A 13,068-nucleotide genomic window follows, 5' to 3' on the forward strand; every position below is an offset into this window, starting at 1 on the left:
GAAAGAAAGGAATGGAAACGATGGTTTCATCGGATAATTTATATAGCCGGACGCTCGATGCGCTGGATGAGGCTGGCAATCTGCGTACACTGTCGCAGGCGGAACATCAGGGGAAATGGATCTGGAAGGAAGGCAAGCGTATGCTGAATCTTTCTTCGAATGACTATCTGGGACTGGCTGCCGACACTGCGCTGCGTGACGAGTTTATGCGCACGCTTTCGGAACGTGATTTTCTGTTCTCGTCGTCGTCGTCGCGCCTGTTGACCGGTAACTTTACCGTATACGATGAATTGGAACGGATGCTTGCCGAGCTATTCGGAGCAAGCGGTGCACTGGTCTTTTCAAGTGGTTATCACATGAATACAGGAATACTTCCCGCTGTGGCTGATGCGCATACGCTGATTCTGGCAGACAAGCTGGTACATGCCAGTCTGATTGACGGAATCCGGCTGTCGGCTGCACGGTGCATCCGTTATCGTCATCAGGATTACGGGCAACTGGAGGCTTTGCTTGCCAAGAGTTATAAAGACCACGAACGGATCATTATCGTGACGGAGAGTATTTTCAGTATGGATGGAGATGTGGCTCCTCTCGACCGGTTGGTGGACTTGAAAAAGCGTTATCCCGGTGTGATGCTGTATGTGGATGAGGCTCACGGGATTGGTGTACGTGGCAGAAGCGGACTGGGTGTGGTCGAGGAACAAGGATGTATGAAGGATATTGACTTTCTGTGCGGTACGTTCGGTAAGGCGTTGGCTTCGGTCGGAGCGTATGTGGTGTGCAGTGAGGTAATGCGCTCGTTTCTGGTTAACCGGATGCGGACATTTATCTTTACGACAGCACTTCCTCCGCTGAATGTGGCATGGACAAAGTTTATCCTGTCGCGTCTGGGAGGCTGGAACGACCGTCGGGAACGACTGGCTGAGGCGGCTCTTCGGGTGCAGGCAGCTGTCCGGGGGGCAGGTCGTGAGTGCCCTTCCTCAAGTCATATTGTCCCTTTTATTGTGGGTGAGAGCAACCAGACCATCCTGAAAGCGGAAGACATGCGGCGGAAAGGATTTTATGTGCTGCCGGTTCGTCCGCCTACGGTTCCCGAAGGAACTTCCCGATTGCGTATCTCGCTGACGGCAGCTGTCACAGAAGAGGAAGTGGACAGTTTATGCCGTGAGTTGTAAAGATTATGAACGTTTAAAAAACACCGGTACGAATGCATGAAAAAACTTCAGCATGTTTTAAGAAAAACATCAGCATATTTTTCCGAAAACATCAGCATGTTTTTTTTAAATATCAGCATGTTTTTTGCATGTCTGCCGAATGACTGAAAATGAAACAATTATTTATAAAAAAAGAAAATAGTCCGCGCCTGCTTCTCTTCTTTGCAGGATGGGGAAGCGACGAGAATCTGTTCCGCCGTACGGTGGCGGAGGGGTACGACTGTCTGCTCTGCTTCGATTACCGTACGTTGGAGTTCGATTATTCTTTGTTGGATGGTTATCGTGAAATCAGACTGCTTGCCTGGTCGATGGGAGTATGGGTAGCCGGACAGATTCTTTCGGGGCATACTTATCCCTGGGAGATGAAACTGGCTGTCAACGGTACACCTTTTCCGATAGATGACCGGCGGGGAATAGCGGAAGCGGTTTTTCACGGTACACTGGAGAATTTTTCGGATGCTACGCTGGCGCGTTTCCGCCGGAGAATATGTGGCGGTGCGGGACAGGTGAAGGAGTTTCTTTCGCATCAGCCTTACCGTACGGCGGAAGAGCTGGGAGCGGAACTGGCTGCTTTGGAGCATGAGGTCGGGAAGGTTCAGCCTGCGGCTTTTGTGTGGGACAAGGCAATCATCGGTTTGTGTGACAAGATTTTTATTCCGGCAAATCAGCGTACCGCATGGACTGGCACAGAGGTGATGGAGATGGAAGCAGAACATTATGATACAGTGTTGTTCGACCGCCTGCTGGAAGGAAAGGGGGAAGAATGGACAAGACGTTGATTCGCCGCCGTTTTGCTAAGGCTGTGGGCAGTTATTCCATACGGGCGGATGTACAGCGGCAGATTGCTTATCACATGGTTGATGCGATAGGCAAGTATATCCCATCGGGGGGACGGCGTAACGTGCTGGAGATTGGTTGTGGAACAGGCATGTTTACCCGTGCCTTTCTGCATCGTGCTACTCCCGAACGCTTGCTGCTGAACGACTTGTGTCCCGAAGTGGAACCGTATCTTACCGATTTGCTTGCCAATAAGAGGATTCATTTTGCTGCATCCGATGCAGAGGCGCTGAATTTCCCGTCGGGGCAGAATCTGATTGTGTCGTGCTCTGCCATTCAGTGGTTCGACCAGCCGGAGAAGTTTCTGGCAGGCTGTCGCAAGCTCCTGACGGCCGATGGTTATCTGGCTTTCAGTACGTTTGGCCCTCAGAATGTAAAAGAGGTGGTATCGCTTACTTCGGATACGCTTCCTTACCGTTCGCTGAAGGAGCTGACAGATGTATTGTCGACCGAATATCAGATTGTATATAGCAGGGAGGAAAAACTGAAGTTGTCGTTCGCTTCGCCGTTGGAGGTACTGAAGCATCTGAAGGAAACGGGAGTGACGGGCATACGTCGCCAGAGCTGGACGAGGGGAGAACTGGATGATTTCTGCCGTCGCTATAGGGAACAGTACACAGCTCCCGACGGAACCGTTCCGCTGACTTATCATCCTATTTATATGATTTGTAAAAAATAAAATGTAATAATATGAAAGACAATGTTTTTTTTGTGAGCGGCATTGATACCAATGTCGGAAAGAGTTATGCAACCGGTTATCTGGCAAAGACATGGAACGAACAAGGTGTGCGTACCATTACGCAGAAGTTTATTCAGACGGGAAATGTCGGTATGTCGGAAGATATCGAACTGCACCGTAAGATTATGGGAACCGGTTTGCTGCCGGAAGATGAAAGCGGACTGACCATGCCCGAGATATTTACTTATCCCTGCTCGCCTCACTTGGCTGCCGAAATAGATCATCGTCCGATTGATTTTGACAAGATAGAAAAGGCTACCCGTCAGTTGAGTGAAACCTATGATGCGGTCTTGCTGGAAGGAGCAGGCGGTCTGATGGTTCCGCTTACCCGCGATTTGCTGACAATTGATTATGTGGCGCAGAAAAACTATCCGTTGATTTTTGTGACTTCGGGAAAATTGGGAAGCATCAACCATACTTTGCTGAGCCTGGAGGCTGTAACCTGTCGGGGTATTCGTCTGCATACCGTGGCTTATAATCTTTTCCCGGAAGAAGATGATGATATTATCCGTCGGGATACAGAAGCTTATATCCGTGACTTGCTGGCAAAGGAATATCCGGAAACTCATTTCGTGATTGTTCCGAAACTATAAGAATAAAGGCTTAAAATGAGAAAATCTCCTGTCTTAGCTGCATCGTTTGGGATGAAGCAGGACAGGAGATTTTTTTATTATATAACTTACAGATATAAGTAAGGCTGTTTCATTTTTCAGTTTGAAACAGCCTTACTCATATTTCCTGGGTGGACCTGGAGGGAATCGAACCCTCGTCCAAACAAGGAAGCCATATGCTTTCTACATGCTTATCTCTGCCTTCGGTTTTCGTGCATAAGCAAGACCAGAGCCACCCACTTATACCTTAGTTCCTAAAATTTCATTTCAGCCTCGGAACCCGACTGAAACTATTCCCGATTTTGCTGTGCCGCTTAGCCAAACGCTTCGGAACAAGAGCTTTTGAGCGACATCTCGTTTCCATCACTGTGACGGAAATAAAGCTAATCTACTGTACTTCGATTAAGCAGCGAGAGCATAGTTTTCGTTGCCAGATAATTGTTCAGTAACTGAGATTATAGTGCAAATCACTGACGCACTGCATGCTTACATACCACATCTCTCGCTGTCAAATCCAGTCAAGCCCAAGTCTGTGATATTTATTGGTTGCAAAGATATGAAATATTTGTGATTCTGCCAAAATATGACTGATTTTACGTATTTTTGACGTCCTTAATGAATTGATTAAACACAGGAATATGAAGACATTGATAGGTGTATGTATGGCTGCTATGGCTTTAATAGGAAACGGTTGCATGGGAAATGCGAAACACGCGGAGTCAGTTTCCGGAGGAACAACAGACTCGTTGTATCTGCTGGTGGGTAGTTACGCCCGGGCGCAGGAGAAAGGCATCCGTGTGTATGTATTCAATCAGGAAACAGGAAAAGGGACGTTCCGGAGTGGCTTGTCCGGCATTTCGAATCCTTCTTTTCTTACTCCGTCGGCTGACGGTAGCCGGGTGTATGCGGTAGGAGAGGATGAAGGGATTTCTTCTACGGCCAATGCGCTGAGCTTTGACCGTGAGAAAGGGATGCTTTCTTTCATTAACTCTCAACCAACTCATGGGGGAGCTCCTTGTAATATTACGTTGAGTCCGAAGGAGGATTATGTGCTGACTGCCAACTATATGGGTGGAAATGTTACTGTATTTCCTTTAGGAAGTCGCGGGGAACTGCTGGAAGGTGATACGCTCGCCTTTACGGGAAGCGGACCGGATAAGGAACGGCAGAGCCAGCCGCATCTGCATTGTGTGCTTTTTACACCGGATAGTCGTTTGCTGCTTGCCAATGATCTGGGTACTGATTGTATTCATGTATTTCCGGTCAGCGAAAAGAAAGGTGAGGGGCTGTTGGACCGTACGGCATCTTATGATGTACAACTGGCTCCGGGTGCCGGACCACGACATATATGCTTTGCGCCGGACGGGAAACATGCTTACCTCATTACGGAACTTTCGGGTGATGTTATCGTGCTTTCGTACGATGAAATGAAGCTGGATACCATTCAGACTATCAAGGCTGATACGCTCGATGCGCGTGGCAGTGCGGATATTCATATTTCGCCGGACGGTAACTTTGTCTATGCTTCCAATCGTTTGAAAGGGGATGGCATTGCTATTTTCTCAGTCAACTCGGAGGACGGTACACTGGAAAAGGCAGGCTATCAGCCTACGGGAATTCATCCGCGCAACTTTGCCATTACGCCTAATGGCAAGTATTTGCTGGTGGCTTGCCGGGATACGAATGAAATTCAGATATTTGCGCGTGATGCGGAAACCGGATTATTGCAGGATACCGGTGAGAAAATTGAAATGTCGAAGCCGGTTTGTCTGAAGTTTGTTCCGATGGACTGAGAGTAATCCGAAAGTTGTTTTTTACGACATAAAAGAGGCTTGTCATTTCTCCGAAACGGAGTTTGACAAGCCTCTCTTTTATCATATCGGGTTTTACATCCCGTTGCTTATTTACTTCTTGTCTGTCATCTGGTAAACCAGTGTACCACCTTTCACGATGTCAGCGTGCGAAATGAAGTTCTTGGTGTACGGTTCACCGTTCAGGGTAATGCTCTTTACATACTTATTGGCTTCAGAAAGTCCTTCTGCTTTAATGGTAAAGGTCTTTCCGTCTGCCAGGTGAAGTACGAATTCCGGCAACTGAGGTGCGCCAAACACATATTCGCCGCTTACCGGATTGACAGGATAGAATCCCATGGCGGAGAACATATACCAGGCTGACATTTGTCCGCAGTCGTCGTTTCCGCATAATCCGTTTGGTTTGGGTGAATATTGGGTATCGAAGATTTCACGTATCAGTTCCTGTGTACGTTCAGGACGTCCGGCAAGGGCATACAGATAAGTCACATGATGGCTTGGTTCATTTCCGTGTGCGTATTGTCCGATCAGTCCGGTCACATCAGCCTGAGTAGTTTCCAGTTTCAGTGTGAACAGTGAATCCAGTTTGTTGAGGAAAGGTTCTTCTCCACCGAACAAGGCTATTAATCCCGGAACATCGTGCTGTACATGCCAAGTGTATTGCCATGCATTTCCTTCCGTATAGTCACCGCCTACGCTTTCGGCATGTCCGATTTGGCTAGGGTTGAATGGACTTTTCCATGTGCCGTCCGATTTTTTAGGACGCATGAACTGTGTGCTGCTGTCGAACAGGTTCTTGTAGAAGTCGGCACGTCGTGCGAAGTATGCGGCATCTTCTGTCTTTCCCATGCGTTTAGCCATGTCGGCAGCTGCATAGTCGTCGTACACACTTTCCAGTGTAGATGAAACAGATTCAGCTTCGGTCAGGTCGGTCGGGAAATAACCATATTTCATATAGTTCTCCCAGTTAGACTTTAACGGGTGTGATACGGTCTGAGTCTGTTTGATGGCGTTGAACGCACGTTCTGCATCGAATCCGCGGAACCCTTTGGCATAGGCTTCTGCAACGACAGAAACTCCATGATTGGCTACCATACAGAAGTTCTCCTTGCCCCACAGTCCCCATATCGGAAGATATCCCTGTACTTCGGCCTGGTCTACCAGTGAGTTGATAAATCCGTCTACACGCTCGGGAACCATCAGGGTATAGAACGGATGAGCGGCGCGGTAAGTGTCCCACAAGGAGAAGGTAGAATAGAATTTACCTCCTGTAGCGTTTACTACAGAGTCGGCAGCATTACGATAGCGTCCGTCAACGTCTGATATTTCGTTGGGCTGGATCAGCGCATGATAGAAGCTGGTGTAGAAGTTTGTCTTTTCTTCGTCTGTACCTTCTACTTCGATGCGGCTCAAGTAGCTGTTCCAGTCGGCTTTGGCGGCAGTCCGTATTCCTTCGAAGTCCCATCCCGGAACTTCGGCTGCCATATTGGCCTTAGCTCCTTCTACTCCGGTGGTGGAGAGAGCAACTTTCATCAGTACTTCTTCACCCGGCTGGATATTGAAACTTGCTACAAGGCGTTTGCCTTTTTCTGTTTCTGCCATAGGAAGTTCAAAATGGTCGATGACCGGACGGCTGAACTGCATGACGAAATAATAATCCTGGTCAACCCAGACTTTGTTGTTGACATGTCCGGTAAGCGTACTGTCGTTTTCCCAGTTTACCTCGCAGCTGTTTACCTGCGAATGATATTGTTTTTCGTTCCATGCCGGTCCGTGCTGCAAGTCGATCAGGATGGAAGCAGAGTCGGCCTGTTCGTAAGTGTATCGGTGCAATGCTGCATGGGTAGTGGCTGTCAGTTCTGCTTTTACCTTTGCCTGGTCGAGTGTGACAGTATAATATCCCGGAGTGGCATTTTCTGAGGTTTTACTGAAACTGCTACGGTAAGCATCCCATGTGCGGTGGCGTTCACCAGTGAAAGGCATTACGAGGATATCTCCCAAATCCATACATCCGGTTCCATTCAGATGAGTTTGTGTGAACCCCCAGATAATGGAGTCGGCATACATGTATTCGGAGCAATATCTCCATCCCACAGCTCCTGTTACAGGACTGGTCTGTATCATACCGAAAGGACGGCAGGCTCCCGGAAAGGTATGTCCGTTGTCGGCTGCTCCGATGAAAGGATCAACGTATTGTGTATAATCTGTCTGTGGAGTATCTTGCTTGGCTGTACTGCAACTGTAAAACGCGCTTCCCAGTGCAAGAGTATAGAGAAATACAGAAAGTTTTTTCATGAATCAGGTTAATAAAGTGTGGATAACAGAATGAATTACCATAGAGCTTGCAGCATATGTGGACGACTTCCTTTCTGCAATCCCTATGGTAATCGTTGTTTAATTATAGTGCCGTAAGCGGCATGTTATACGTAAGTTTCGAGGAATTTTACATGTCCTTCCGGAACTACATCCAATGTTTTGGTTGTAGCTGGGAACAATACAGATTCTCCAGCCTGCAAGCTTACTGTATTGCCTTCATCGTCGGTTACGGTACAAGCGCCTTCCATGCATATATAGATAACGAATGAATCCAGTTCTGTATAGTCCATGCTCATTTTTTCAGTCAAGTCGTATACTGAAGTTGTGAAATAAGGACATGAAACCAGTTCTACCGGTTCGTTCTGCTTAGGAGTGTAATGTGTACGGTAATCTTCGGATACAGTATAATCGATTGCATCTTTTGACAGTTCGGTATGCAGTTCGCGGGTATTTCCGTTCTTGTCTTTACGGTTGAAGTCATAGATACGGTACGTGATGTTCGAAGTCTGCTGGATTTCTGCGATGAAACAGCCTGCTCCGATACTGTGAATACGTCCTGCCGGCAAGAAGAATACATCGCCCGGTTGTACGGCATAGTCTGAAAGGGCATCACAGATTGTGTTGTCGGCTATCATTGCCGCATACTGGTCGGGAGTGATTTGCTGGCTCAGACCAGAGCGCAAGTGAGCTTTTCCGCCATCGTTTCCTATCACATACCACATTTCTGTTTTTCCCATTGAATTGTGGCGTTTCATAGCCAGCTCGTCATCAGGATGAACTTGAATAGACAGATCCTGCTGTGCATCAATAAATTTGATTAACAGAGGGAATTTTCCATTGAAGCGTTTGTAATTGCTTTCACCTACCAGTGCACCTTTGTATTCGCTTACCATTTGTGTAAGGTTCTTACCTGCATCGGCTCCATCGGCAACAACTGATTCGTCGCCCGGTACATCTGATATTTCCCAACTTTCACCTACTTGTGCCTGCTGGCAGTCTAAGTGTTTGAACGGGATAATTTTTTCTCCTCCCCAAATAGTGGATTTTAAGATCGGTTTAAATTTTAAAGGGTACATAAGTGTTATAATTAGGTTTGTTTACAAAAGTAATTATTTTAGCCGAAAAAGTAGGTGAAGCGGGTAAAAAAAGAGGAAATATAAGGAGATAAAACAAAACAGACTGAACATATATTGTCTGTATGTTCAGTCTGTTTTTGTTTTTGATAACCTGATCAGATTTTTTTACCGAAGGTAACGTTGAATCCTACACTGACATTTGTATTCAGTTTGCCTACCGGTATGTACTGTGGAGTTACTTTTGTCATCAGGTGGTCCATTCCGACAAAGAAATTGAAACCACATGGGTGGAAGTTCAAGATCCATCCGAATGAGGAATCAAAGGATGATATTCCATAATTGACACCTGCGTCAAACCATTTGACCGGAGTTACATTGGCTGAAATGCGTCCTTCACTCCAACTGTACTTGCCATTGATGCGTGTGGAAGACAGAAAACCGAAATGCAATTTGTCGTATAGCGGGAATACGTAGTCAGCACCTATATTCAATGTCGCTCCTAAGGCTCTTGTAGAGCTGCTTCCGGTTTCCGTACGATGGAAACTTGCATAGTTTTCGATATCATTGCCCAGATCCTCCAGTTGGTCTTCCAGTGGTTTGTCGCCGTCTGCGTCATCAGATTCCATTGCTATGTTCTGGAATCCGTTGAATTCCCAGGGAGTGTTACTTGTCTTTGCTTTGATGGTATTGCTCCATGAAATAAATCCCAAATCAAGAATTGCGGCAGACAATGTTAAATCTTCACGAAGCTTATAAGTGGCTCCCAAGTCGATAGCCATACCGAATCCGGAAAGACCGGGACTGTCCAGATCGATGTTATCCCAGTCAACCAGATCTCTTTCTGATGGATTTTTTATTTCTTTTCCACTTTCTTCTTTGGTCGGAATGGTCAAGCCTTTTACAGAAGTATTCATTTCTCCGTTTGCCTGAACCATCCACTTGTCTTCTGCCATCTGGACTTTCATATCCGTCATCTTGATGTTGACATTTCCCAGTCCAAGCAAGAATTTTAATTTACCGCCGACGTTTAGTTTATCATTGATTTGACGAGAGTGTCCCAGGGCTATTTCAGCGTAGTTATTCGATGAAATGCCTAAATCATCCATTTCGTATACAGAATTGCTGCTGTTCATTCCCAGTTTCATGAACTCAAATAATCCGCGCGGTAAGTTGAGGCTGGTGGTAGAACGCATGTTTACATCAATTGTATTGAATCCGCCCCAAGCACGAAATCCGGCAGAAAGCAATGTCATGTTCAGATTTACGTTGATGCGGTTATTGTCTTTCAATTTACTCAAAAAATCGTCGTTGCTGATGCTGCTGTTCATGAAGGTTGTGAGCTTATCATTTCCGTATGGATAGATGAAAGTATTTAAACCTACATTCGACTGAGCACCAACGTTGATATTTCCTATACCCGGAACAGCTATGTAATTTCGCTCGGGTGAAAAAGCTGGGTTCATCAGGTGACGGTATGTGTATCCTTCGAGAAAATAGCCGGAACGTAAGGATTGTGCAGAAGAAACTGTACAAAGACATACAAAGGCAATAGTAACAAGAATGTGGTATATGTTATTTCTTTTCATATAATTCAATAATTGTTGGTAAGGGATTGATTAATTCATATCGACAGTAACACCGCCTTTTATTTTTATAGTCATGTTTTCAAGACGCAAGGACTGATTCTTGTTTAATACTTTGCCGCTTGTTTCAGCTGATGGAGTAGCCGAGACTTCGTATTTCAGACCGTCCAGTTCCTTGAATGCATTGGCATCTGTCGATTTCAATGTTATTTGGAGTGCTGTAACTTTTGCATTTTCCATGGTTCCTGCTGCTATCTGGCTGGAAACTTCTGTTGAAATGTTATTCAGTACAGCTCCATTCTTGTCTATTGCCTTTACGTCCATGTTCATAGTCAAAGGGATAGTATTCTTTGCGTCCATTGTAACTACCAGTTCTTTTACAAACAGATCTTTCACATCTTTATTCCAATCGTCTATAACGTCGCTGTAAACGATGTTGGTTCCTTCATTGAACTGCAATGGCGCATTAATCTCGTAATCGGCCTTGACATTGTATGTCGTTCCTAAAATAATCGAACATTCACGGTCGGACGCTTTTGCTTCTATGCTTTCCATACGGATTTCGTCTGGAATGGTTTCGATTAAAGCGTTCAGGTTCTCAACAGTAACGCTGGCATCAGCTCCTTCTACTTGACTGTCGAGTCTGTGCAGGCAGATTATATAATCATTTGCATGATTGCCGGGAATGGTAATCAGGTTGGGTGACTGTCCGACAGGAACAGATGCAATAACCTTTCCATCTTTGTATGATTTCAGTGTACCGCTGAAATTAACTTCGATAGGAGAGGTGTTGCTGACTGTCAGATATATTTTAGGATCGGTCATATCTATTCTTACCTGTTCGTCTTGAAGGAAGTCCGGCAAGTTGTTTATCGCAATGGGGTCGATAGATACATTGATTTCCGGATTAACCTTGGCAGTAACTTGAGTCAGCTGGATTTCATCGATTCTAAATTCCGTATCCATAATCATCTGGATGGCGCTGCCTCCTTCTGTTGTACTGGTTCCGCTTATCTTTATATCATCTGCGATGACCAGATGTCCGGGAGCTACAAGACCTTTACCATCTCCCATTGCTTCAAAATCAATATGTGTAATATTGATTGGAATATAAAGAGGTGATGTACTGGATACGTTTATATCTTGTTTAAAAATCAAATTACTTCCTTCTATATCAACTCGCTGGTCTGTTGTACTGATTGTCATGTACTCAGGAAAATCTAGTTGGAATCCTTTCTTAAGTGTCAGCGAATTGTTTCCTTCTATATTCATGCGCAGTGAGGCAGGCATGATGACATCCGAACTGTACAGTGCGGTAACATCGGTTGTTATATTTTTCTTGTCAATGCTGAAAGACGTTTTATCGCTTACTGTGGCTGTCAATGTTCCATCTAAAGATACTTCATAGTTTAATTCTGTCCGGGCAGACTGAAGTGCTATCTCGTTGGAGTTAATTGTAATGTCTTCGATAGTAACCTGAGTGTTGGAGCCTTCACCTGACTGTATAAGGGCATAGTTGCCTGCTGCATCAGTTTTTACTGTGCTCTCTTCATCTAAGTCGAAAATCTTGTCTAATGTAATGTCTTTTGTATTGCTGGCTGGAATAGTTAAGTTATCACCTCCCACTGTTATTGTCATGTCGAGATCCTTACTTAAATCGTAATCACTATCTACGCATGATAGCATACAACTGGAAAGTAGTACAAGTGCGCAAGAAAATGTTTTGTTTGTCAGTTGCTTTTTCATGAAATAATTATAAAATTAATAAATAACAAAATAATTGCTTTCCGGTGTAAAAAGTTCAGCAATATACCTGTTTGCAGATTATTACTGATGATGCTTATGTGAAAAGGGCGACCCCTCTTGCTTTATTAAATTTAATGATAGAAACGTAAAAATGCTTACTATTGTTCATTCTTATTGTATCTACTGAAAAAAGTATTTTTTGTTAATGTTATTATTCTGCAATAGTTCGTTAAAAATTCGCCAAGCCTAAGCGGCTTTGGCGGTAAATAAAATGAGTTCTTTGAAAAGTTTGTCAATTAATTGCGTGTTTGGCTCAATCCCAGACACGCAAATAAATCGTTCAAGCATGTAAGCATTGTGTATGACTGACTTGCATGATGATATGGAATATTTTATTCCCATCTTCTTACAGGCAGCTTTGGCAAGGTTTATCGCTGCAAGTGACGCATTGAAGTGAAATGCCAGTTTTCTGAAGTCGGTTGCCTGACAGTTCGTCATTCCGGCATGTTGCTTGGCATCGCGAAAGCAGAATTCGAGCTGGAAACGTGTCCTGTAGAAGTCTAAAACCTCCTTGGCATCCTGCATCTCGTCCGTGGAGAAATACAGCTGCCATTTGTCCGTTCTTCCATCCATAGGATACCATACAGCTAAGCTCACAAAACGTTTGAGTGCTTTGGAGTATGCTTTCAGTCCATAAAGTTTACCCTTGTTCACTTTATACTCGGTACATCTTGTGATGTCCAGATTTTCAAAATCAATCTTTCCGTCATACAATTTTGGACGTCCGCGTTTTCCTGTCCTATTTTCTAAGTGGGATAAAACAACACTGCATCATTTCTGAAGCGGCTTATAACGTGGAATCCGTTCTCACACAATGGTTTGATGAAAGTTGCCTTTGAAAAAACGCATCACATACGACAGTGCCTGAATACGTTTCAGATGTTCCTGTATGCTGATAAGGTAAGAACTGTACCAGTCTACATAATTCTTCCCGTAGCTTTACCACGTTGCGTTAGCGGGTGTCTGTACTTATCCCAAAATCATACATTCCTGGTAGGCAGCCTGTAGGACTCCAATACCGGATACGTCCTGTCCACGTTTGTATTCACCGGTGCATCCGGACCAGAACTATCCA

Annotated in this window: 10 protein-coding genes and 1 other RNA gene; 5 read left to right on the forward strand and 6 right to left on the reverse strand. The window is 45.0% G+C overall.

Annotated features, from left to right (window positions below; genetic code table 11):
• The first annotated feature begins 11 nt into the window (after nucleotides 1-11).
• The 4 genes from BACCOP_RS03250 to bioD all read left to right on the forward strand — a co-directional run bounded on the left by BACCOP_RS03250 (nucleotide 12) and on the right by bioD (nucleotide 3,383).
• Nucleotides 12-1,175 carry an 8-amino-7-oxononanoate synthase gene (locus tag BACCOP_RS03250; RefSeq protein ID WP_007566255.1) on the forward strand — a complete coding sequence of 388 codons (1,164 nt, stop codon included), beginning with the start codon at nucleotides 12-14 and terminating at the stop codon, nucleotides 1,173-1,175.
• 149 nt (nucleotides 1,176-1,324) lie between these two features.
• Nucleotides 1,325-1,993 carry a pimeloyl-ACP methyl esterase BioG family protein gene (locus BACCOP_RS03255; protein ID WP_007566257.1) on the forward strand — a complete coding sequence of 223 codons (669 nt, stop codon included), beginning with the start codon at nucleotides 1,325-1,327 and terminating at the stop codon, nucleotides 1,991-1,993.
• A complete protein-coding gene (gene bioC, locus BACCOP_RS03260) occupies nucleotides 1,978-2,730 on the forward strand; it encodes a malonyl-ACP O-methyltransferase BioC (RefSeq protein ID WP_007566259.1) in 753 nt (250 codons plus the stop codon). Before BACCOP_RS03255 ends, bioC begins: the two co-directional genes overlap by 16 nt.
• Nucleotides 2,731-2,741: 11 nt before the next feature.
• Nucleotides 2,742-3,383: a dethiobiotin synthase gene (gene bioD, locus BACCOP_RS03265; RefSeq protein ID WP_007566261.1), complete on the forward strand. Its 642-nt coding sequence runs from the start codon at nucleotides 2,742-2,744 to the stop codon at nucleotides 3,381-3,383.
• Nucleotides 3,384-3,530: 147 nt separating this feature from the next.
• On the opposite strand, the gene ssrA is transcribed toward bioD, so the two are convergent.
• Nucleotides 3,531-3,927: a transfer-messenger RNA gene (gene ssrA, locus BACCOP_RS19510) on the reverse strand.
• Between the two features lie 112 nt (nucleotides 3,928-4,039).
• Between ssrA and BACCOP_RS03270 the strand changes: the two genes are divergently transcribed.
• Nucleotides 4,040-5,194, forward strand: a complete 1,155-nt coding sequence (locus BACCOP_RS03270; RefSeq protein ID WP_007566263.1) for a lactonase family protein — start codon at nucleotides 4,040-4,042, stop codon at nucleotides 5,192-5,194.
• A 111-nt stretch (nucleotides 5,195-5,305) separates the two neighbouring features.
• Here BACCOP_RS03270 and BACCOP_RS03275 read toward each other — a convergent pair whose 3' ends face one another.
• From BACCOP_RS03275 to BACCOP_RS03295, 5 genes are all read right to left on the reverse strand, one after another.
• Complete coding sequence (locus tag BACCOP_RS03275; protein ID WP_007566265.1) at nucleotides 5,306-7,507, reverse strand: GH92 family glycosyl hydrolase; 2,202 nt, start codon at nucleotides 7,505-7,507, stop codon at nucleotides 5,306-5,308.
• Nucleotides 7,508-7,632: 125 nt separating this feature from the next.
• Nucleotides 7,633-8,604 carry a type I phosphomannose isomerase catalytic subunit gene (locus tag BACCOP_RS03280; RefSeq protein WP_007566267.1) on the reverse strand — a complete coding sequence of 324 codons (972 nt, stop codon included), beginning with the start codon at nucleotides 8,602-8,604 and terminating at the stop codon, nucleotides 7,633-7,635.
• A gap of 155 nt (nucleotides 8,605-8,759) precedes the next feature.
• Complete coding sequence (locus BACCOP_RS03285; RefSeq protein ID WP_040311762.1) at nucleotides 8,760-10,190, reverse strand: DUF5723 family protein; 1,431 nt, start codon at nucleotides 10,188-10,190, stop codon at nucleotides 8,760-8,762.
• A gap of 30 nt (nucleotides 10,191-10,220) precedes the next feature.
• A complete protein-coding gene (locus BACCOP_RS03290) occupies nucleotides 10,221-11,873 on the reverse strand; it encodes a hypothetical protein (RefSeq protein ID WP_007566269.1) in 1,653 nt (550 codons plus the stop codon).
• A 306-nt stretch (nucleotides 11,874-12,179) separates the two neighbouring features.
• Entirely contained in the window at nucleotides 12,180-12,707 is a 528-nt protein-coding gene (locus BACCOP_RS03295; RefSeq protein ID WP_007566270.1) for a hypothetical protein, read from the reverse strand.
• Nucleotides 12,708-13,068 lie beyond the last annotated feature (361 nt).

Source organism: Phocaeicola coprocola DSM 17136, assembly GCF_000154845.1.
In the GTDB taxonomy this organism is placed as follows: domain Bacteria; phylum Bacteroidota; class Bacteroidia; order Bacteroidales; family Bacteroidaceae; genus Phocaeicola; species Phocaeicola coprocola.

What these genes read in the sequence shown, in the direction of transcription:
- BACCOP_RS03250 (WP_007566255.1), top strand. Translation starts at nt 12, where the DNA reads ATGGAAACGATGGTTTCATCGGATAATTTATATAGCCGGACGCTCGAT.
- BACCOP_RS03255 (WP_007566257.1), top strand. Translation starts at nt 1,325, where the DNA reads ATGAAACAATTATTTATAAAAAAAGAAAATAGTCCGCGCCTGCTTCTC.
- bioC (WP_007566259.1), top strand. Translation starts at nt 1,978, where the DNA reads ATGGACAAGACGTTGATTCGCCGCCGTTTTGCTAAGGCTGTGGGCAGT.
- bioD (WP_007566261.1), top strand. Translation starts at nt 2,742, where the DNA reads ATGAAAGACAATGTTTTTTTTGTGAGCGGCATTGATACCAATGTCGGA.
- BACCOP_RS03270 (WP_007566263.1), top strand. Translation starts at nt 4,040, where the DNA reads ATGAAGACATTGATAGGTGTATGTATGGCTGCTATGGCTTTAATAGGA.
- BACCOP_RS03275 (WP_007566265.1), bottom strand. Translation starts at nt 7,507, where the DNA reads ATGAAAAAACTTTCTGTATTTCTCTATACTCTTGCACTGGGAAGCGCG.
- BACCOP_RS03280 (WP_007566267.1), bottom strand. Translation starts at nt 8,604, where the DNA reads ATGTACCCTTTAAAATTTAAACCGATCTTAAAATCCACTATTTGGGGA.
- BACCOP_RS03285 (WP_040311762.1), bottom strand. Translation starts at nt 10,190, where the DNA reads ATGAAAAGAAATAACATATACCACATTCTTGTTACTATTGCCTTTGTA.
- BACCOP_RS03290 (WP_007566269.1), bottom strand. Translation starts at nt 11,873, where the DNA reads ATGCTATCATGCGTAGATAGTGATTACGATTTAAGTAAGGATCTCGAC.